Origin of the sequence: Shinella sp. SUS2 (assembly GCF_001262505.1) — a bacterium.
Lineage (GTDB): Bacteria > Pseudomonadota > Alphaproteobacteria > Rhizobiales > Rhizobiaceae > Shinella.
The window spans coordinates 192,993-211,904 of the sequence record NZ_KQ410733.1; the positions used below are offsets into that span (position 1 = coordinate 192,993).

At 63.0% G+C, this 18,912-nt stretch carries 16 protein-coding genes; 10 read left to right on the plus strand and 6 right to left on the minus strand.

The window, feature by feature from the left end:
- Positions 1–23 precede the first annotated feature (23 nt).
- The 6 genes from AKG11_RS19500 (at position 24) to repC (ending at position 7,453) form a co-directional block, all read left to right on the plus strand.
- On the plus strand, positions 24–1,055 hold the full coding sequence (locus tag AKG11_RS19500; protein ID WP_050745129.1) for a beta/alpha barrel domain-containing protein: 1,032 nt from the start codon (positions 24–26) through the stop codon (positions 1,053–1,055).
- Positions 1,052–2,074, plus strand: a complete 1,023-nt coding sequence (locus tag AKG11_RS19505) for a carbohydrate kinase family protein (RefSeq protein ID WP_023512898.1) — start codon at positions 1,052–1,054, stop codon at positions 2,072–2,074. The genes AKG11_RS19500 and AKG11_RS19505 overlap by 4 nt, the downstream gene beginning before the upstream one ends.
- 236 nt (positions 2,075–2,310) lie before the next feature.
- Positions 2,311–3,564 carry an ATP-binding protein gene (locus tag AKG11_RS19510; RefSeq protein WP_050745130.1) on the plus strand — a complete coding sequence of 418 codons (1,254 nt, stop codon included), beginning with the start codon at positions 2,311–2,313 and terminating at the stop codon, positions 3,562–3,564.
- Positions 3,565–3,801: 237 nt separating this feature from the next.
- Positions 3,802–5,025 carry a plasmid partitioning protein RepA gene (gene repA, locus AKG11_RS19515; protein ID WP_023512896.1) on the plus strand — a complete coding sequence of 408 codons (1,224 nt, stop codon included), beginning with the start codon at positions 3,802–3,804 and terminating at the stop codon, positions 5,023–5,025.
- Positions 5,022–6,041, plus strand: coding sequence for a plasmid partitioning protein RepB (repB, locus tag AKG11_RS19520; protein ID WP_050745131.1), 1,020 nt, complete (start codon positions 5,022–5,024; stop codon positions 6,039–6,041). The genes repA and repB overlap by 4 nt, the downstream gene beginning before the upstream one ends.
- A gap of 197 nt (positions 6,042–6,238) precedes the next feature.
- Complete coding sequence (gene repC / locus AKG11_RS19525; protein WP_050745132.1) at positions 6,239–7,453, plus strand: plasmid replication protein RepC; 1,215 nt, start codon at positions 6,239–6,241, stop codon at positions 7,451–7,453.
- Positions 7,454–7,736: 283 nt separating this feature from the next.
- On the opposite strand, the gene AKG11_RS19530 is transcribed toward repC, so the two are convergent.
- From AKG11_RS19530 to AKG11_RS19550, 5 genes are all read right to left on the minus strand, one after another.
- The gene (locus AKG11_RS19530) at positions 7,737–8,054 is read right to left on the minus strand and encodes a hypothetical protein (RefSeq protein WP_050745133.1); all 318 of its coding nucleotides are present in this window, start codon (positions 8,052–8,054) and stop codon (positions 7,737–7,739) included.
- Positions 8,055–8,545: 491 nt separating this feature from the next.
- Positions 8,546–9,013: a hypothetical protein gene (locus AKG11_RS19535; RefSeq protein WP_050745134.1), complete on the minus strand. Its 468-nt coding sequence runs from the start codon at positions 9,011–9,013 to the stop codon at positions 8,546–8,548.
- Between the two features lie 122 nt (positions 9,014–9,135).
- The gene (locus AKG11_RS19540; protein WP_050745135.1) at positions 9,136–10,248 is read right to left on the minus strand and encodes a tyrosine-type recombinase/integrase; all 1,113 of its coding nucleotides are present in this window, start codon (positions 10,246–10,248) and stop codon (positions 9,136–9,138) included.
- Between the two features lie 150 nt (positions 10,249–10,398).
- Entirely contained in the window at positions 10,399–11,592 is a 1,194-nt protein-coding gene (locus AKG11_RS19545) for an iron-containing alcohol dehydrogenase (RefSeq protein ID WP_082342536.1), read from the minus strand.
- 47 nt (positions 11,593–11,639) lie between these two features.
- Positions 11,640–13,136, minus strand: a complete 1,497-nt coding sequence (locus AKG11_RS19550) for an APC family permease (protein ID WP_050745137.1) — start codon at positions 13,134–13,136, stop codon at positions 11,640–11,642.
- Between the two features lie 269 nt (positions 13,137–13,405).
- On the opposite strand from AKG11_RS19550, the gene AKG11_RS19555 reads away from it, so the two are divergent.
- Entirely contained in the window at positions 13,406–14,320 is a 915-nt protein-coding gene (locus AKG11_RS19555; RefSeq protein WP_050745138.1) for a LysR family transcriptional regulator, read from the plus strand.
- A 15-nt stretch (positions 14,321–14,335) separates the two neighbouring features.
- Here the strand turns inward: AKG11_RS19555 and AKG11_RS19560 are convergent, their stop codons facing one another.
- A complete protein-coding gene (locus AKG11_RS19560) occupies positions 14,336–15,808 on the minus strand; it encodes a rhizopine catabolism transcriptional regulator MocR (RefSeq protein ID WP_050745139.1) in 1,473 nt (490 codons plus the stop codon).
- A 196-nt stretch (positions 15,809–16,004) separates the two neighbouring features.
- On the opposite strand from AKG11_RS19560, the gene iolE reads away from it, so the two are divergent.
- From iolE to AKG11_RS19575, 3 genes are read left to right on the plus strand one after another with little or no spacing between them, the layout of a single operon-like run.
- Positions 16,005–16,916 (plus strand): myo-inosose-2 dehydratase, encoded by a 912-nt coding sequence (gene iolE, locus AKG11_RS19565; RefSeq protein ID WP_050745140.1) that lies wholly within the window; start codon positions 16,005–16,007, stop codon positions 16,914–16,916.
- Positions 16,913–17,800 (plus strand): polysaccharide deacetylase family protein, encoded by an 888-nt coding sequence (locus AKG11_RS19570; RefSeq protein WP_050745141.1) that lies wholly within the window; start codon positions 16,913–16,915, stop codon positions 17,798–17,800. The genes iolE and AKG11_RS19570 overlap by 4 nt, the downstream gene beginning before the upstream one ends.
- Positions 17,801–17,858: 58 nt before the next feature.
- Positions 17,859–18,848 carry a rhizopine catabolism ABC transporter substrate-binding protein gene (locus tag AKG11_RS19575; protein ID WP_023514064.1) on the plus strand — a complete coding sequence of 330 codons (990 nt, stop codon included), beginning with the start codon at positions 17,859–17,861 and terminating at the stop codon, positions 18,846–18,848.
- Positions 18,849–18,912: the final 64 nt, after the last annotated feature.

An 18,912-nucleotide genomic window follows, 5' to 3' on the forward strand; every position in this document is an offset into this window, starting at 1 on the left:
CCCTGTCCCGAACGGAGCAAGACATGTATCGCCTCGACCAGAAGCTCGCCCGCATCCGCGCCGGAAACTACACCCGCAGCGATTTTATCATCGCCGACGCGAAGGACGGCGACATGGGGCCCTCCATCACGTCCTGCGGTCCGAAGCGGGCGAAGGACGGCAGCTGGTCGCGCCACTACACCCGCGTGGAATTCCTGGAGAACATCCGCGCCGTCGTCGAGCAGGATATCGTCGACATCATGCTGACCTCCGCCTCCAACATGGAGGCGCTGACAGACATGGGCGTGTTCCGGGGAAGCGCCGTCAAGCCGGCGATCCGCGCCAACGACACGACCGACGTCTGGGTCTGCCGGGGTGCGACCTATTCGAAGCAGCCCTCGCGCCCCTTCCGGACGGCCTCGCTCTCGCGCGTCGCCACCGGCACGATCGATCCCGCGCCGGGTGCGCAGATTACCGGCACGGACCTCGGCCTCTACTCCATCACCTTCAACAACGATCTTGAGCACGACTACCAGTCGCTGGAAGCCTTCCACTGGTTCCGCGAGGACGCGGCACGCAACAACTTCAAATACTTCCTTGAGGTATTCAATCCCAACGTGGATTGCGGCGTCGACCCTGAAGTGGTTCCCCACTACGTCAACGACGTGATGATGCGCTGCCTTGCCGGTGTTACCAAGGCGGACCGGCCGCAGTTCCTCAAAATCCCGTTCAACGGGGCCAAGGCGCTGGACGAGCTCGCCTCCTACGATCCAAGCGTCATCGTCGGGGTTCTCGGCGGTGGCGCTGGCACGACGCGCGACTGCTTCGAGCTTCTCCACCAGGCCGAGCGGTTCGGCGCGCGCGTCGCGCTGTTCGGGCGCAAGATCAACCTCGCCGAAGACCCGCTGGCCATGGTGCGCTTCATGCGCGAGGTAGCATCCGGCACGATTGCGCCTTCGGAGGCGGTGAAGGCCTATCACGCAAGCCTTTCCAAGGACGGGATCAAGCCGTTGCGCGAGCTCGCCAACGACAACGTCGTCACGGAAGCTGTGCTCAAGCCGGAACAGAGCAGATGACGGGCGGGCGGCGGGGCATCCTGACGGGTGGGACGTGGTGTGCGGATTACAACCGCACGGTCAGCCACTGGCCGGGTGAGGACGGCCTTGCCGAGCTTTTCGAGGAGGAGCGTCACGGCGGCGGCTCCAGCTGCAATCTAGCGCTTGACGTCAAGCGGCTCGATCCGTCGATCCCCGTCGAGACGATCGGCCTCGTCGGGGATGATGACGATGGCCGCTATCTGCGCAAGACGGCTGCGGCAGCGGGGATCGACACGCGCCAGATGACGGTGACGCCGGATGCCGCCACGCAGTTCTGCGACGCCTATGTCTCGCTGCGCTCGCACCGGCGTACCCATATATTCCATGCCGGAACCGGCGCGCAGCTGACGCCCGATCACTTCGATTTTTCCCAGACGCGTATGCGCTACCTGCATCTCGGCCTGCCGGGCGTGCACCGCATTCTCGACGCGCCCTGGCAAGGCGAGCCGAACGGATGGGTGGCGGTGCTGAAGAATGCGCGCGCGGCGGGGCTTCAGACAAATCTGGAGCTGGCGAGCATCGACCGTGGTCTGATGGCCCGGCTTGTCGCGCCTTGCCTGCCGCATCTCGATCTCCTCATCGTCAATGACATGGAAATCGGTGCCATCGCCGGTGTCGAGACCATCCTGGACGGCACTTCGGACAAGGACGCGTGCCTTCGCGCGGCGCGCATGGTGCTGGAACGGGGGGCGATGGGGCTCGTCACGGTACACTGCCCGGCTTTTGCCATTGCCGTCACCCGTGACGGGGATAGTGCGGTCGCGCCCTCCGTCGCCATCCCTGAAGTGGAGATTAAGGGCGCGAACGGGGCGGGCGACGCCTTTGCTGCCGGCATGCTCTACGGTCTTCACGAGGGGTGGCCCCTTGCCCAGTGCCTCGAACTCGCTCACGCCGCCGCCGCCGTCTCGCTGCGCAGCGTGTCGACGACGGGAGCCATGCTTTTCTGGCGCGAATGCCTGTCCCTTGCTCAGAAATGGGGGCCAAGGAGGGACATCTGAAATGTTGCCCGGAACGGTTCAGTATTCGAGCAGGCACATTTCTCTTGCCGATTGCTTGATCGGTGTCGTCAGGTGGAGCACGAAAATGGCGTGCGCCGAGACCACGTAAAACGGCGGGGATTTCAGGGCCATAACCTCATATGTGACGTCGGGTGCTTAAATTCGGACATCCTTTGATTTAAAAATAGACGAACATCGGCTTTAAATCAGACGAATTCTTCGCTAAGAATGGCCGCATGATTTCCCCTCCCCTGCCCCGTCTTCATATCGAACGCAAGGTCCGACAGAACGTCGAAACCGCCTTGGCCGACACGCGTGTGGTCCTGATTGCCGGCCCTCGTCAAGCCGGCAAGACGACATTGGCGCGGATGTTTGCCGGCGAGGATCGGCCGTTCATGACATTGGACGATGCCGGCACCCTCAGTGCTGCGAAGTCCGACCCGATCGGCTTCATACGGGGCATCAGGCGGGCCGTCATCGATGAGGTGCAGCGCGCGCCCGAACTGATGCTGGCGATCAAGGAGAGTGTCGACCGCGATGAAGAGCCGGGACGGTTCCTGCTGACCGGCTCGGCCAATCTGGCGACGATGCCCGCCATTGCCGATTCTCTGGCCGGGCGGATGGCCGTGATTTCCCTTTTTCCATTCGCCCAGTCCGAGATCCTTTCGACCCCCGGCCGCTTGCTGGATCGTCTCTTTGACGGCGAAGAGCCGGTGTCCGGCGGCGGGGCCGTCTTTGGCGACGACCTGGTGGAGGTGGTCGTGAAGGGCGGCTTTCCTGAAGTCCTTCGGCGCACGACTGCGGCCCGGCGTACCGCTTGGCTTGAGGACTACGTGGCTCTGATCCTGGACCGCGACGTGCGCGACATCGCAAACATCGATCAGCTCGATCGTTTGCCGCGTCTCCTGAGCGTGCTTGCCGAACATGCCGGACAACTGGTCAACCACAGCAGCTTGGGTGCAGCGCTGGGCCTTTCGAGCATCACGGCCCAGAAATATGTCGCTATCCTCGAACGGCTGTTCCTCGTGAGAACGCTTTCTCCCTGGTCGAACAACCGCCTCAGCCGGCTGATCAAGACGCCAAAGCTGCATTTCATTGACACCGGGCTGCTCGCGGCCCTGCGGGAAGACGAGGCGGAGCGGCTGATCCGGGATCGGACGCGATTCGGCCCGTTGCTCGAAAGCTTCGTCGTGTCGGAGATCCTGAAACTGGCTTCCTGGTCCGAGCGGCGCCTCGCATTCTCGCACTACCGGACCAAGGATCAGGACGAGGTGGATGTGATCATCGAGGACCGTCGCGGCCGTATCGTCGGCATTGAGGTGAAGGCGTCGGCGACCGTAAAATCGGATGATTTCCGCGGGCTGCGCCAGCTCAAGGATGCCGTGGGCGACCGGTTCGTGCGGGGACTGGTCCTGCACGATCATGACCGCATCACGCCCTTCGGGGAGAAGCTGCAGGCCGCGCCGATTTCACTGCTCTGGACCATGTAGAATCCGGCTGACAGGGAGGGCAAGGTCGCCGGCGCCGGCTTTTACACGGGTATTGGGCGGGTACGCCATTTGCGAGATCATCTGTGCAACGCCTGAAAAAAGAGCGTTCCCGCAGGTGCGCAACTGTTCTTATTAACCTTTTGTTAACCCTAAACTTCTGGACGGTCCGGGAGAATCGTGTTCTATCTTTGGCGGGCAATGGCCGGCAAACCGGCTTAAGGCCGCCAAGAGGAAGACATGGCGATAGCAAACCGAGTAGACCCAATTGTTGGCACCAAGGAAGACGCAGGCGGCAAGATCATGCGCCATGCGGGGCTTCTGTCGGCGCAATTGCAGCAACTCAGAACGCGTATGTATCCTCCGAAGTCGGAGAAGACCCTTCGTTCGTTTTTGACCAACGAGGTGTCGAAGCTCACTTCCATACCTGATTCCACCTTGAAGCTCATGTCTACCGAGGGACGCGGACCTGTTCCAAGCCGGCTCGAGAACAATCATCGCGTCTACACGCTGGGCCAGATCAACGAGCTTCGCGCGCTGTTTGCAAAACAGAAGCCGGCCGAGGCTTTGCGCTTTCTTCCCCGCCGTCGCCCGGGCGAGCATCTCCAGGTCATCGCGATCGCCAACTTCAAGGGCGGCAGTGCGAAAACGACGACCTGTGTGCATCTTTCCCATTATCTCGCCCTCCAGGGCTATCGCGTTCTTGCGCTCGATCTGGATCCGCAGGCGTCCCTGTCCGCCATGTTCGGCTTTCAGCCGGAAGTGGATGTCGGCTCGAATGAGACGATCTATGCAGCGCTGCGCTATGACGATACCGAGCGGCGCTCGATCCGCGAGGTCATTCGCAAGACCTATTTCGAAGGGATCGATCTTGTTCCTGGCAACCTGGAGGTCATGGAATACGAGCACGAAACGCCCCGTGTTCTGGCGAGCAAGTCAGGTTCGGGCGCAATTTTCTTCGAAAGGCTGAAGCTCGCCCTCGCGGAGGTCGAGGCGGATTACGACGTCGTCATCCTCGACACGCCGCCTTCGCTCGGCTTCCTGACCCTGAGCGCGATTTACGCGGCGACCAGCATGATTATCACCGTGCATCCCGCCATGCTGGATGTCGCATCAATGAGCCAGTTCCTGCTGATGATGGGTGACCTTATCAGCGTTCTGAACGAAAGCGGCGCGCAGCTGGATCAGGACTTCATCCGGTACCTGGTCACGCGCCATGATCCGAACGATGCGCCGCAATCACAGGTCGTCGCGATGCTGCGGCATATGTTCGGCACGGACGTGCTTCTTCCGACCGCGATCGAAAGCACGGCAGTCGAAGCGGCCGGCCTCGCAAAACGCTCGATCTACGAGCTGGAAATGGGCCAGATCGGGCGGGACACCCACAAGCGCGCGCGCGAAGCCGTCGATGGCGTCAATGAAGCGATCATCCGGCTCATCAATGACAGCTGGGGGCGGACATGAGCAAATCCTCCCGCAAATCGATTGTCGCCAGCTTCGGTCTGCTGTCCGCGGAACTGGAGAACAAGCTGGCAGGCGACGAGCAGCCGGCCCCTGCGGCTCCGACGCAGCGCGTCGGTGCTGGCGTGATTGGTGCTGCCCACCGGGCAATCGACGATATCCGCTCGGAACGGGATCGGCTCAAGGCGCTTGTGGAGGCCGGCGGCGGCTCCGTACGGGAGCTGGATACTGCGCTGATCGACCCCTCGCCCTATCCCGACCGGTTGCCCGACGACGATACGGCAAGCTTTGAGGCTTTCAGGCGTTCGATCGAGAGCGAGGGACAACAGGTTCCCATCCAGGTTCGCAAGCACCCCTCCTCCGCCGGGCGCTACCAGATCGTCTATGGCCACCGCCGCTGGCTTGCCGCCAGGCAGCTCGGCAAGCCCGTACGCGCGATCGAGGTGGAGATATCGGATCTCGATCTGGTTCTTGCACAGGGCATCGAGAATGCCAGCCGCCAGGACCTGACGTGGATCGAGCGTGCCCTCTTCGCGTCGCGTATGGATGATGCGGGGATAAAGGCGCGTCACATCTACGCGGCGCTTTCGATCGAGGACGCCGAGCTTGCAAGGATGCGCAGTGTCTACCGCGCGCTCCCGGCCGATATCATCGAGGCAATCGGCCGGGCTCCGAAGGTCGGCAGACCGCGTTGGCTCGACCTTGCCAAGATCGTTGCCGGCGATGCGCAGTCTCTCGGCACGATCAGGGCGGTCCTGTCGAATGGGACAGATAGCCCCCTGCTGTCCGATCAACGATTTCAGCGCGTGCTCGATGCGGTGAAACCCGCCGCTCCAGGGAAGAACACTTCAGTGACCGCGCTTGCGGATGCGGGTGGCAGGAAGCTTGGTGCCGTGACGGCATCGGCGAGGGAAGTCCGGATTTCGGCGGAAGGCGCCCTTGGCGCGGCTTTCCTGAAATTCGTGGAGGCCGAACTGCCGGGCCTTGCCGATCGATTTGCCCGCTTGCGGGATGAATGACAACCCTGACAGCTGTCAGGATTCTGGAAAATGAAAGGAAGCGCAGCAAAAGAAAAAGGCCCCCAAAACGTTGCCGTCGTGGAAGCCCCTCTCTGATTTAGCACCCCGAGAATCGCATTTCCACGAATCGTAGTCAAGAGTCTTTGGCGCCATTTTTGGCGGGCGGATTTCTTTTGCCTTTTGCAAGGTGAAGGAAAATGCAGAGTGGAAATGTGACGACGCCCTTCGGGCGGCGGCCGATGTCGCTTGCGCTCGTACGCCGGCAATTGGCGACGGCTGAAATCAAGCCAGGCAAGACAGTGGACAAATGGAAGGTCTTCCGGGACGTCTCGGAGGCGAGAATACTGCTTGGCCTGCAGGACAGGAGTCTGGCTGTGCTGGACGCCCTCCTGAGTTTCTACCCGGAAAGCGAACTGCGCCAGGACGCCCAGCTTGTTGTCTTTCCGTCCAATGCCCAGCTTGCCCTGCGCGCCCATGGCATCGCCGGCGCGACCTTGAGGCGGCATCTCGCCCTGCTTGTCGACGCGGGCCTGATCGTGCGCAAGGACAGCGCAAACGGCAAACGCTATGCGCGCAAGGACGATGCGGGCGGCATCGAAACGGCGTTCGGCTTCGACATGTCGCCGCTACTCGCGCGCGCGGAGGAGCTGGCCATGCTGGCCCAGCAGGTCGTTGCGGATCGCATGGCGTTTCGGCGGGCCAAGGAGAACCTGACGGTCTGCCGGAGGGATGTCCGCAAGCTGATTACCGCCGCGATGGAAGAGGGCGCCCAGGGAGATTGGGGGGCGATCGAAGCGACCTACATCGGCATTCTCGCAAGTCTCCCGCGGACACCCACGCGGAACGACATCCATACGGCGCTCGACGAGATGGAACTTCTGCGCAGCGAGGTCGTCAACCTTTTGGAAAGGCAGCAATTTTCGGAAGATTCAAGCACCAATGATGCTCATTGTGGGCGGCACATACAGAATTCAAAATCCGACTCCATCTATGAATTTGAACCTCGCTCTGAAAAGGAGCTGGGAGCGGCGTGGAGGATAAACGACGAAATCCCGAGGACGCCTATCCGTAATTTCCCACTTGGCATGGTTCTGAACGCATGCCCTGAGATCGTGATGTACGGTCCCGGCGGCAAAATCGATGGATGGAGGGAGCTGATGTCGGCGGCCGTGGTGGTACGGTCGATGCTTGGCGTCAGTCCTTCTGCCTATCAGGTGGCCTGCGAGGTGATGGGTGCAGAAAATGCGGCCGTCGCGATCGCCTGCATCCTCGAACGAGCGGGGCACATCAACTCTCCCGGGGGATATCTCAGGGATTTGACGCGCCGGGCAGAGCGGGGCGAGTTCTCGCTGGGGCCGGCTTTGATGGCGCTTCTTCGAGGACAGGGCGGAACAGGCAGAAAGGTGGGATGATGGCGGACATCAGAAAACCCTGACAGCTGTCAGGGTTTGGAGCCGTCTTACGTTTCCCTTTTGTCTTCCTTCGGCTCCTACTGTTCGGTTCGCTACATCTATACCCCGGTCAAGCTGAGGGTAGGGGCTTGTGAGAACTCGATCGGGAAGACAGAGAATCGAGCAAGCCGTCGATGCCATCGAGGCGCAGCCCCGTTTTGAACTTCGTAGCGTCATCAGGGCAAGACTGCTTGGAGGCTGCGGTTTACCTGCTCGGCCTCAGGAACAGTAATTTGTAGCCGGACTATTTCGAATGGCGGGATATGTCGAGTTCTGCGTCCAGGCGATTGTAGGTGGCTTGGACCATGTCGATATCGCTGAGGTGGCTGGCGACGGCCAGTTCGATCACCACGTTGGCAACGGCTGCGTCCACCCTGAGCTGGCGCCGTGAACGATGTGCCTGGAGAAGCGCATCCAATGCCTCAATATTGCCGCCAAGGGCGAAGTGAAGATCCAGCGCGCTCTTGAGAAATGGAATGCATCGGTCCGAGGACGCTTGAGAGGAGAGATCGTCTTCTCCCTGCGATGCCAGCGTGACCGCCTTGTTCTGCAGTTCGCTCATATTGGTATCCTGTTGCCGATGCGTTTGGTGCCGGGTTTCGGAGAATCTACCCTTATAAACCTCGCCCGAGCCTTGCGTGCAACCCAGACGATATCCGGCGAGGGCAAATTGCTTGCTCTTGCAGTCCGCAGCCAATGGCGAATGGCACCTTCACAATGAGTGATGTCAACAATGCATCGGCCGTGAAGGTTCTGCATATCGATGCGCCAAAAGCGAAAGCGGCACTCATTATTCGTGTTGTCGGCGGGAAGAAACAGTAAGCAGGGTAGGCGACAATGGCTCACCCTTTTTCGGAATGCTCAGGCAGACATGAGTTGATTGTCAGCGGCGGCGGGCTGTTATTGGGTGGCTCGTGTGTGCGAGCCATAGTGGGGGGAGGGACAGAATGAGAGCCGCTTTTGCGGCACCCCGGAGAGGCCGTGTCTTCGTCGTCCTCGGAGCTTTCCCGTTACTTCTCGATCGCCGGGTTGGAACTTGCGAAAGTATGAATGTCAGCCCCGGCACGCTTCGGTGAATTTGCGAATGTGTGCGCTATCCTGTTCGGTGGCCGTAAATACCCGCATCTCTTGCCCATCCACGGCAAGCGTGAAGCCACCCTGCAGCAGGTCGGCCAGTTCCGGCTCCATGGATGTCTGGCCATCGATCGTGTAGCGGCCGTTGTACACTTGCGCGGCTGCATCAAAGGCGAGCCTGCTGGCGCTACGGGAAAGCGTGAGCTCCGCGTTTTTCTTCCCCTCTGCAAGAGCGGCTTCGGGATAGAAGGCAATGATGGTGTCGCTGTAGCCTTGCGTACAGGTGGCGGCAAAGATCACGTTGCCGGAAGAGGGATCGTAGTAAGCGAGGGTCAGTGTCGGTGCCTGGTCATCATGCAGAAACCAGCCCTTTGGCGTGCTCGATTGAGCGTGAGCGGACATAGACAAGAAAATGCAGAAGACAGCTGTGGCAAGTCGCAAACCCATGGAACCCTCCCAATCCTGTGCAGCGATAGCAAAACATACCACACAAAATGAGCCGCAGATCGGAGCCAGCGCGCAACAATCAGGGGATAGCACTGGGAGTGGGTGAAAGCGCTTGCGGTGTTCTAGAGCCCTGCCGCCTTTGTAAGATTGACCCGGAAGCGGTCGCGGCGACGTTGGTAGCGGCGGGTCATTTCGGCCGAGGCGTGGCCGAGCTGCTTCTGGACATGGCGCTCGTCCACCTCGGCCGAGGTGGCAAGACCGGCGCGCAGCGAATGGCCGGCGAATTTTTGTGCCCGCTCTGCTTCCGACAGATCGCCACGTACCCCGGCGGAAAGCGCTGCCTTCTTGACGAGGCGAGCCACCTCCTGGTCGTTCAGCCGGTCCGGTCCGACATCCTTGCCCTGGCCGGTGACGCGGCGAAACAGGGCCCCGCGGGCGATCTTCGCAAACCGGATCCAGGTTTCGAGTGCGGTCACGGGGCAGGTGGCATCGGACGAACCGCGGCCGATCTCCACTTCGCGCCAGCCGGTCTTGCCGCGCAGCGTCACCAGGGCGCCCTTGTCGAAGATTTCGACCCAGCCACGCCCGTCCTCGCTCTGGTCGCGCCCTAGGTCCAGCCCCGTGATCTCCGAGCGGCGCAGGCCCCCGGCAAAGCCGACGAGCAGCATGGCCCGATCGCGCAGGCCGCGCAGCGTGCCGCGATCGATCGTTTCCAGCATGGCGATGAGATCTTCGGGAAGCAGGGCCTCCTTCTGGCGCGGCGGGGCGGCATGCCGGTTGCGGATACCGGCCATGACGGTGGCGATGGCGGGATCCCTGCGGTCGAGCTTCATGCCGCGCTGTGCGCTGTTCCATCCGATCGCCGCAAGGCGACGCTCGATCGTCGAAACGGTGTTCGGTTTGCCGCCACGTTCGGCCGTACCGGACGCGCAGGCGGTGATGTAGAGGCCGACGACCTGCGGATCGGGGGGAAGGGCGTCGAGGTTCTGACGCCTGCACCACGCCGAGAAATGCTTCCAGTCCGAGGCGTAGGCTCTCCGCGTATTGGCGGAACTTGCTGCTTCAACATACCCGCGGGCGCGATCCGTGAGATCCTGCAGATGAGTCGGCAAAGGCGGCGGCGCATCTGCCGCAACGAGGGCAGTGGAATTGCCGTCAGCCACTGGCGTTTCCTGCGGCTGTGCAGGATGCTCCTGGTGGTGGTTTTCGCTGGTTTCGTCGATGATTCGTGCCATCTCTCCTATAAAGACCAGAATGACCGATAAGGCAATCTTATCTCTCTTTATGCAGGAAAGAGAGACTGTGCGGTTTTTCTCGTTTAGGACAGGAAAACTGCGCGCCTATCCCACTCCATCCGGTCGGCGGGGCAGGTATAAGGTTGCGTCCTATGTGGTGCTCACCTCGAGCGAGCCGGCCACCGCCTTTCGATAGATCGCCGCATAGTCGTCGGCCCCCAGCGGGCGCGCATTGGTGTCCGAGGAGGAGGTGTCGGCGAGTGCCTGGGCTCCGACCCAGTCTGCATCCGTGCCGTCGAGGCCGAAATGCACCAGGGCGGGCGGGATGCCTATGCGGGTCCTGAGGGCCAGCAGCCATGCCATGAGACCGTCGAAGCCGGCGCCGGGCAGGTCGAGATAGCGTGCGAGCCGGGCCGCGTGCTCCTCGATCGCCGGCCGGTTGGCGACGAGGACATAAGGCAGGAGGACGGCGTTGAGCAGGCCGTGGTGCAGGTGATGACGCGCGCCGATCGGGTGGGCCAGGGCATGGACCCCGCCGAGGCCCTTCTGGAAGGCGACGGCGGCGCTGGCAGAGGCGACCAGCATGCCTTCGCGCGCTTCCAGATCGTTGCCGTCGTTGACCGCGCGTTCCAGATAGGCATGCACCAGCCGGACGCCTTCCATGGCGACGCCGGCCGACATCGGGTGGTGCAGCGGCGAGAACAGGGATTCGAGGTGGTGCGTGAGAGCGTCCATCCCGGTCGCGGCGGTGAGCGCCGGCGGCAGGCCCGTTGTCAGGAGGGGATCAAGGAAGACGCAGGCCGCCAGAAGGTCACGGTGGCCGATGATTTTCTTGATGCCCAGCGCCGTATCGGTCAGCACGGCTTCACGCCCGAGTTCCGAGCCGGTTCCCGCCGTCGTCGGCACGACGAACAGGGACGGGAGCGCCAGGGCCGGGAAATCCGCCAGCGTGGCATAGCGGGCGAGCAGCTCGCTCCACTCGAAGCGCCGGAGGCCCTGCGGATCGCGGCTGGTCAGGGCGATGCCCTTGGCCACGTCGATGGCGCTTCCGCCGCCGACGGCGATGACGAGATCGTGCCCACCCGCCACGAAGGCGCGGCCGCCCGCCTGGGCTTCTTCGAAGGTCGGATTGCCGGAAAGCGCATGAAACACGTCATAGCGGATGCCGGCCTCGTCCAGGCATGCCCGGACTTTCTGCATTGGTGGCAGCGTCAGCAATCCGGGGTCGGTGACCAGGAGTGGATAGGCTGTGCCGGCGAGCCGGCAGCGATGCGCAAGTCGCTCGACCGCGCCCTTGCCGCAGAAGATTTCGGTCGGATAGGTCCAGTAGTGGATGTCGGTCATTGGATGTCCAGGCATTGAAAGGGAATGAGGGGCCGGTGGCGCGGGCCTCAGGGAAGGAGCGTCGTTGCGAAGCTCGCGGCGGTGGGGATGCGCCGGTGCGGCTTGGCGACGGCAAGGTAGAGAAGGCCGAAAGCCGAGAGGGCGGAGAAGACCAGGATGACGGCCCAGACCTGGAACCACGGTGCGCCGGGCGGTGCGAGAAGCACCCGCGGCCAGGCCACGTTGATCGCCTCGAAGACGAGCCAGAGGGTAGCGACGATGTTGACCGGAAGGCTCCAGCGGCCGAGCTGGAAGGCTCCCTTTGCCGGATTCCACCGGCCGTTGAGACGGGCGACCAGCGCGCTCGCCGTGACGATGAGGAACACGAAGAAGAAGCCGCCGCTGCCGAAGGCGATCAGCGTGCCGACGGCGGTGGCGTTGAGGCCCAGCACCAGGCCGAAGGTGGCGATGACGGTGCTGCACAGCATGGCGGCCATGGGCACCTTGCGGCGATCGACGCGCCGCAGCAGGGCGGAGCCGGGCAGGATGCCATCCCGCGCCATGCCGAAGATCGCACGGCCGATATAGGTCTGCACGGAGACGACGCAAGCGACGAAGGCGACCAGGACGACGGCGACGAACGGGCGTTCCGACCAGGCGCCGAGCGCATCGACGACGGCCGGCGTGACGGGGTCGATGATCTGCCCGCTGACCACGGCAGCCGGATCCTTGTAGGAAAGGGTGACGGCGAAAGCGGTCAGCATCACCGTGCCGCCGACCACCAGCATCGAGCGGAGAATGGCTCGCGGTACGGAGATCCGCGCGTCGGTCGTCTCTTCCGAGATCTGCGAGCAGGCGTCGAAGCCGAGGAACGCCCATCCACCGACCGCAAGCGCAGTGAGGAAACCGCTCAGATAGGAGCCGTCCGAGGCCGCTTCCGCACCCATGCTCGTGAACAGCAGGTCGAAGGAGTGGTTGCGGAAGAACAGAAGGAGCACGACGCCGATGCCGATCGAGGCGATGGCTTCCGCGATGATGCCGGCATTGACGAAGTATTTGAGCGGGTTGATGCCGAGAAGATTGACGGCGAGCCCGAGCGCCAGCAGCGCCGCGCCGCAGGCCACCTGGCCGTCGGCCGAGGGCGGGGATCCGGTGACGAAGAGGCCGAGCCAGAAGCCGCCGAGATAGGAGACGGTGGTCAGCGAGGCCAGAGCGGAAGCGAGGTAGAGGAAGCCGGTGAACCAGGCGAGGCGGTCACCGACGAGATGGCGGACCCATTGATAGCATCCCCCGGCAAGGGGGTATTGCGAGGAGAGCTCGGCATAGACCAGGGCGACGGTGAACTGAAGGGCGAGGCAGAGCGGGACGATCCAGACCCAGGACGGGCCGATGCTGATCGCCCCGAGCGACATCACCGAATAGATGCCGACGACCGGCGAGATCGTGGCGAAGCCCACGGAAAACGACGACCAGAGGCTGAGGCCGCGGTCTAGTTCCTGTCGATAGCCGTGGTTGGCAAGGAACCGCTCGTCGTTGCTTGACGCTGCTGACTTGGTATCCGGCATGATGACCTCCCGTCGTCCGCCTTGCGACCGGGCGCAGGGCGCCATTGGCCGCGAGGGGTTTCCTGCGCGGGCCTGCGGTCGGGGTTGCTTTGAAAGAATCCCGGCCCGGTCCCTGTTTTCTTTGAGATCGTGGCCGCCTCCAAGCATACGGTAGACAAAGGTAACGTCAGGTGGAATTCCAATTTGATTGCGTTGGCATCAATCGAAACTGATGTAATGGTTGCCATGCAAGAGGTGGCCGTGCGATGCGGCCGCTCGCCGGAGGGGCGATGCTGAAGAATGTCACGGATGTCGATTTGCGCCTGTTGCGGTTGTTTGCCCGCGTGGTCCGCTGCGGCGGCTTTACAGCCGCGCAGGCCGAACTCAACATGAGCCAGTCGAACATCAGCATGCATATCGGCAATCTCGAACGGCGGCTCGGCTACCGGCTCTGCGAGCGCGGCAAGGGCGGGTTTCGTCTTACCTCGAAGGGCCGCCACATCCTCGAGGCCTCACAGAGCCTGTTCGAGGCGATCGGCGTGTTCGTCGCGCAGGCCGGGAGCCTCTCCGGACGGCTTGTCGGCGATTTGAGCCTCGGCCTTGCCGATACGATCGTTACCCTGCCGGGGACCCGGTTCGGCGAGGCCATGGGGGCGTTCTTTCGCCGCGACCAGGATGTTCAGCTGAACCTCTTCGTCAATGCGCCGACCGATCTGGAGCTTGCGGTCATCGACGGGCAGGTGGAGCTGGCGATCTCCTACTTCAGCCGCTCCCGGCCGTCGCTCGACTATTTTCCACTCTACATGGAGGAGATCGCGCTTTATTGCGGTGCCCGGCATGCGCTCTTCGCCGTGGTATCGCCGGACGAGGCGGATATTGCGGCGGCCAACTGGGTCATGCACGGTTTTCTTCCGGAAAGCTCGATCCTGCCCCTGCGACCACTGCGCAGCCGCGCGACGGCGCACCACATGGAAGCGGTCGCCCAGATGATCCTGGCGGGGACGCATGTCGGATACCTTCCGCGGCACTATGCCGAGATCTGGGTCGGCCGCGGCGAGATGACGGCGCTCCTGCCGGAGCGCCTGACATACGAAGTCGAGCACAGCATGATCACCTATGCCGGGCGCCCGCTGAGCGAGGCGGCGCGCGCCTTCATCGATGACCTGCTTCGCGCCCACGACCTGCCCACGGCGGAACCCGTCTGATCCGATCCCGCGCGCTCAGTTGCGGAACATCTGGAAAACGCTCTCCATCTGGCGGATTCCGGTTGCGGTCTGGGTTTCGTCGCATGCGGCATAGCCCATGACCAGGCCCTGCATGGCCGCGCGGTTCCGGAAGAATTTCGACATCGGACTGGCATTGACGCCGCGGGCGGCAAGCGCGTTGGCCACAGCTATATCGTCCAGCCCGTCCCTGAGCTGGCCGATGAGCTGGATCCCGGCTTCACAGGGCAGGATTTCCATGTCCGCACCGAGGCGCCGGGAACAGATTTCCACGAAGGCCTCCCGCCGACCGGCATACAGGCGGCGCATCCGTTTCAGGTGACGGGCCATGTGCCCCTCCATGATGAAGTCGGCAAGGGCCGCCTGCAGCAGAAGTGGTGCGAACTGTCCCGTCGTGCTGAGCGCGTTGACGAAGCCTTTCTGCAAGGCCTGCGGCAGGACAATGAAGCCGAGACGAAGCGCCGGGAACAGCAGTTTTGCGAACGTCCCGACATAGATCACCCGGCCGCTGGCATCCATGCTCTGCAAGGCCGGCACGGGACGCCCGACGAACCGGTACTCGCCATCGAAGTCGTCCTCGATGATCCAGCTGTCCAGGCGGTCGGCCACGTCGAGCAGGGACAGGCGCTGTTCGAGCGGCATGGTGATGCCGAGCGGATGCTGGCATGCCGGGGTGACGTAGATGAGGCGCGCGGCGCGCGGCGGGGGAGCAAAGCGCCAGCCCTGGGCGTCCACGAGAAGCGGAAGAATATGGGCGCCGGCGACAGTGAAGGCCGCCTGCGCGCCGTAATATCCGGGTTCCTCCATCCAGACCGGGTCGCCCGGGTCGAGCAGCAGGCGTGCAAGCAGGTCGAACGCGGCCTGTGCGCCGGTCGTTATGACGATCTGTTCCGGCCGGCAATGAATGCCGCGGGCGGACGCCAGATAGCCGGCGATCGCCTCCTGCAGGGCCGGCAACCCGCTGACGTCGTAGGTTCCGAAAAGCTTGCCCCCGGCAAAGGCGGCCCTGCGCGCCACGAGCTTCGCCCATACGCCGAATGGAAAGGAATGGGCATCGGGCATGCCGGGATGGAACGCCTGGCTGCCGGGCCGGCCGTGATGCACGGGCTGTTCCAGCAGCACGCGTCCCCGTTTTGACACGGGGCGAGTGTCTCCGGCGGCGCTGGCCGGGCTGGGTCGCGGCGAAACGGCGGGCAGGGCGACCACGACCGGTCGCGCGCCCGGGCGGTTCAGCAGGTAGCCTTCTGTCGCGAGCTGGTCGTAGACGGCGACGATCGTATTGCGCCCCAGGCCGAGTTCGGCGGCCAAAGAGCGGGTCGAGGGCAGCTCCGCTCCTGCCGGCAGGATGCGGGAACCGACGAGCTGGGCAATCGCGCGGTAGAGCTGCCGCTGCAACGGCTCCGGGCTGCCCCTGTCGATCGCCAGAGCATCGAGGGGGAAGACTTGCCTGCTGCGCGGGGTTGATTTCACGGAATTTCCCTCTCCGAGATGGCGAAACTGGATCCATCAATTTCTACCGAACTGGCTCTCGTGACGGATACAGTAACCGGTAAGGTATCCGCATGCCGCATTCAAGGAAATCGATTCCGGACGGGAGCCGATGTATCGATCCACCCCCCCTGACTGGCGGCCGGAGACCAGAATTCAATCGAGGGCAGTGCGTGAGATGAGTGTGAAAATAGGCATCAATCCAATCACCTGGACCAATGACGATGTGCCGGAGCTCGGGGGAGACACGCCGCTCGAAACCTGCCTGGAGGAAACCCGCAAGGCGGGTTATGCCGGCACGGAGCTCGGCGGGAAGTTCCCGCGTGCTGCAGGGGAGCTCGGCCCCATCCTGTCGGGCTACGGCCTTGAACTGGTATCCGGCTGGTATGACGGGCGTATCCTGGAAAACACGGTCGACCAGGAATTCGAGGCGATCCTGCCGCACCTCGCTCTTCTGCGAGCGCTCGGTGCGCGCCATGTGGTCTATGCCGACACGTCGAGAGGCCGGCATGGCGCGATCCATGACCCGATCTCGCAGCGCCCGCACCTGATGGAGGACGAGTGGAAGGGCTACGGCGAGAAGATCACGCGGCTGTCGGAGCGGTTTGCAGACTTTGGTGTCGGCATGGCCTTCCACCACCATATGGGGACGATCATCGAGACCGATGCGGAAATCGACCGCCTGATGGAAAACACCGGTGAGGCCTTCGGTCTGCTCTACGACACGGGCCACTGCGCCTTCTCGGGCGGCGATCCGAAATCGCTGCTGCAGCGGCATGTCGATCGCGTCGTGCACGTTCACTGCAAGGACTACCGTCCGGAGATCCTTCAGCATGCGCGAGCACAGGACATGAGTTTCATGGGGGCGGTCATGGACGGGATCTTCACGGTCCCGGGAGACGGCGCTCTGGACTATCTGACGCTCCTCAAGATTCTTGCCGATGCCGGTTATGCCGGTTGGCTCGTGGTGGAGGCGGAGCAGGATCCGGCCAAGGCTCATCCTTTGACTTATGCCACCATGGGCTACAGGAACCTGAAGGCGCTGGCGGAGGAAGCCGGTTTCGTCGTGAACGGGAGGACAGGAGAATGAACGGTTCTGGGAGGACGGAGGCCGCGGCCAGTGCGACGCCCCTCGTCGTGGTCAATATCGACGATGTCGGCATGTGCCACGGTGCCAACACGGCCTATATCGAGTTGCGGCGGCTTGGCGTGGTGGATTCCGGATCGGTGATGGTTCCGTGTCCGTGGTTTCTCGAAATTGCGGAGGCGGGGGCGCTTGATCCGACGCTCAATCTTGGCGTCCATATCACGCTGACCTCGGAGAAGCGCCACTACCGCTGGCGCCCTCTCACCAAGGCGACACCCGCATCGGGTCTCGTGGATGCGGACGGCTTCCTGTGGCGCTCGGTGATCGATCTGCGCAAGAACGCCCATCCGGATGCTGTCGAGGCGGAGATGCGCGCGCAGATCGAGGCGTTCCGCAATGCCGGGCTGACGGCGACCCATATCGACGGTCACATGGGTGGGGTCTTTTCGCCAGAATTCGTCGAGCGATATGTCGAGGTCGGCGTCGAATATGGCCTGCCGACCCTGTTCCCCGCCACGATCCAGTCCTACGGACCTGTCCACAATCTCGGTGCCGTCGATCAATCCGCCTATGACGCCGCGGCCGCGCGCCTGACGGCGGCCGGCGAGGTTTGCGCGACGGCAGTCCTGGAGACGCCGTGGCACAGGGAGCAGCCGGCACAGGAGCGCTACCAGGCACTCTACGGAAAGATCGGGCCGGGGCTGAACTTCCTGTGTCTCCATGCGAATGCGCCCGGGGAGATCGAGGTCATCGAACCGACCTCGGCACAGATCCGCATCGATGAATACGAGGTGCTGAAGAGCCCTGCCTTCCGCCGGTGGGCAGAGGCGCTTCCGGTGCGCAGGGGATCGATGAAGGAGCATGCAGCGGCAAGACTGGCCGCCTGAGACGAAATCCATCGCCGTCCGGCAGGATACATCCACCATAAAAAAGGGAACAGCAACCATGATTGCAGCAGTCTTGAAATCGAAATCCGCCCGTTTCGTCCGTACCGGTGTCCTCGCGGCGACGGTCGCGCTTCTCGGCGTGACGAGTGCGTCGGCGGAGGCCAAGAAGGCAGAAGACGTCCGTATCGTCTTCGTCACCCACGGACAGGCGAACGACGTCTACTGGACCGTCGTGAAGAACGGCATGCTGGCGGCGGCCAAGCAGCTCGGCGTCAAGGTCGATTACCAGGCACCGGAAACCTTCGACGTCGTGCGTATGGCGCGTATGATCGAAGCTGCCACCGCCTCCGCGCCTGATGGCCTTGTCATTTCGATCCCCGATGCGGATGCGCTCAAGGCGCCTGTCGAGGCGGCGAGGGCCGCCGGTATTCCGGTCGTGGTCATCGATTCCGGCGAGGATCAGGTGGAGCCGTGGAAGCTCGACCTTTTCGTCGGCGGAGGCTCCGAATACGACAATGGTGTGCGTGCCGGCAAGATGATGGGCGAGGCGGGTGTCAAGGAAGGCATCTGCGTCAACCACGAGGTCGGCAATGTGAGCCTCGACAAGCGTTGCGCAGGCTTCAACGATGGCCTGAAGGAAAGCGGCGGCAAGTCCTCGGTCGTTGCGGCGACGATGGATCCGACCGACGTCACCCGTCGGGTCGAAGCCTATCTGTCGGCCAATCCCGGCGTGACGGGGGTTCTGGCGCTCGGCCCGACTGTCGCAACCCCGATCCTCCAGCTTTTCAAGGATCGCGGCACGCTGGCCAACTACAAGATCGGCAGCTTCGACCTCTCGCCGCAGCTGCTCGACGCCGTGAGCGACGGCAGTGCCATGTTCGCCATCGACAACCAGCAGTTCATGATGGGCTACCTCCCCGTCGTCTTCCTTACCAACAAGGCGATGTACAAGACCTTCCCCGCCTCTGCCGTCCGCACGGGACCGTCCTTCATTCTTCAGAAGGATGCGGCTGCGGTGCGTGATCTCAGCAAGGAAGGTATTCGCTGAGACCTTCCAGGCCGGCGGGAGGAGAACCGCCGGCCTGGATCATGAGGAATAGAATTGGGAGAAC

What these genes read in the sequence shown, in the direction of transcription:
- repC (WP_050745132.1), top strand. Translation starts at nt 6,239, where the DNA reads ATGCAGAGTGGAAATGTGACGACGCCCTTCGGGCGGCGGCCGATGTCG.
- AKG11_RS19505 (WP_023512898.1), top strand. Translation starts at nt 1,052, where the DNA reads ATGACGGGCGGGCGGCGGGGCATCCTGACGGGTGGGACGTGGTGTGCG.
- iolE (WP_050745140.1), top strand. Translation starts at nt 16,005, where the DNA reads ATGAGTGTGAAAATAGGCATCAATCCAATCACCTGGACCAATGACGAT.
- AKG11_RS19500 (WP_050745129.1), top strand. Translation starts at nt 24, where the DNA reads ATGTATCGCCTCGACCAGAAGCTCGCCCGCATCCGCGCCGGAAACTAC.
- AKG11_RS19535 (WP_050745134.1), bottom strand. Translation starts at nt 9,013, where the DNA reads ATGGGTTTGCGACTTGCCACAGCTGTCTTCTGCATTTTCTTGTCTATG.
- AKG11_RS19550 (WP_050745137.1), bottom strand. Translation starts at nt 13,136, where the DNA reads ATGCCGGATACCAAGTCAGCAGCGTCAAGCAACGACGAGCGGTTCCTT.
- AKG11_RS19570 (WP_050745141.1), top strand. Translation starts at nt 16,913, where the DNA reads ATGAACGGTTCTGGGAGGACGGAGGCCGCGGCCAGTGCGACGCCCCTC.
- AKG11_RS19545 (WP_082342536.1), bottom strand. Translation starts at nt 11,592, where the DNA reads ATGACCGACATCCACTACTGGACCTATCCGACCGAAATCTTCTGCGGC.
- repB (WP_050745131.1), top strand. Translation starts at nt 5,022, where the DNA reads ATGAGCAAATCCTCCCGCAAATCGATTGTCGCCAGCTTCGGTCTGCTG.
- AKG11_RS19540 (WP_050745135.1), bottom strand. Translation starts at nt 10,248, where the DNA reads ATGGCACGAATCATCGACGAAACCAGCGAAAACCACCACCAGGAGCAT.
- AKG11_RS19575 (WP_023514064.1), top strand. Translation starts at nt 17,859, where the DNA reads ATGATTGCAGCAGTCTTGAAATCGAAATCCGCCCGTTTCGTCCGTACC.
- AKG11_RS19510 (WP_050745130.1), top strand. Translation starts at nt 2,311, where the DNA reads ATGATTTCCCCTCCCCTGCCCCGTCTTCATATCGAACGCAAGGTCCGA.
- repA (WP_023512896.1), top strand. Translation starts at nt 3,802, where the DNA reads ATGGCGATAGCAAACCGAGTAGACCCAATTGTTGGCACCAAGGAAGAC.
- AKG11_RS19555 (WP_050745138.1), top strand. Translation starts at nt 13,406, where the DNA reads ATGCTGAAGAATGTCACGGATGTCGATTTGCGCCTGTTGCGGTTGTTT.
- AKG11_RS19530 (WP_050745133.1), bottom strand. Translation starts at nt 8,054, where the DNA reads ATGAGCGAACTGCAGAACAAGGCGGTCACGCTGGCATCGCAGGGAGAA.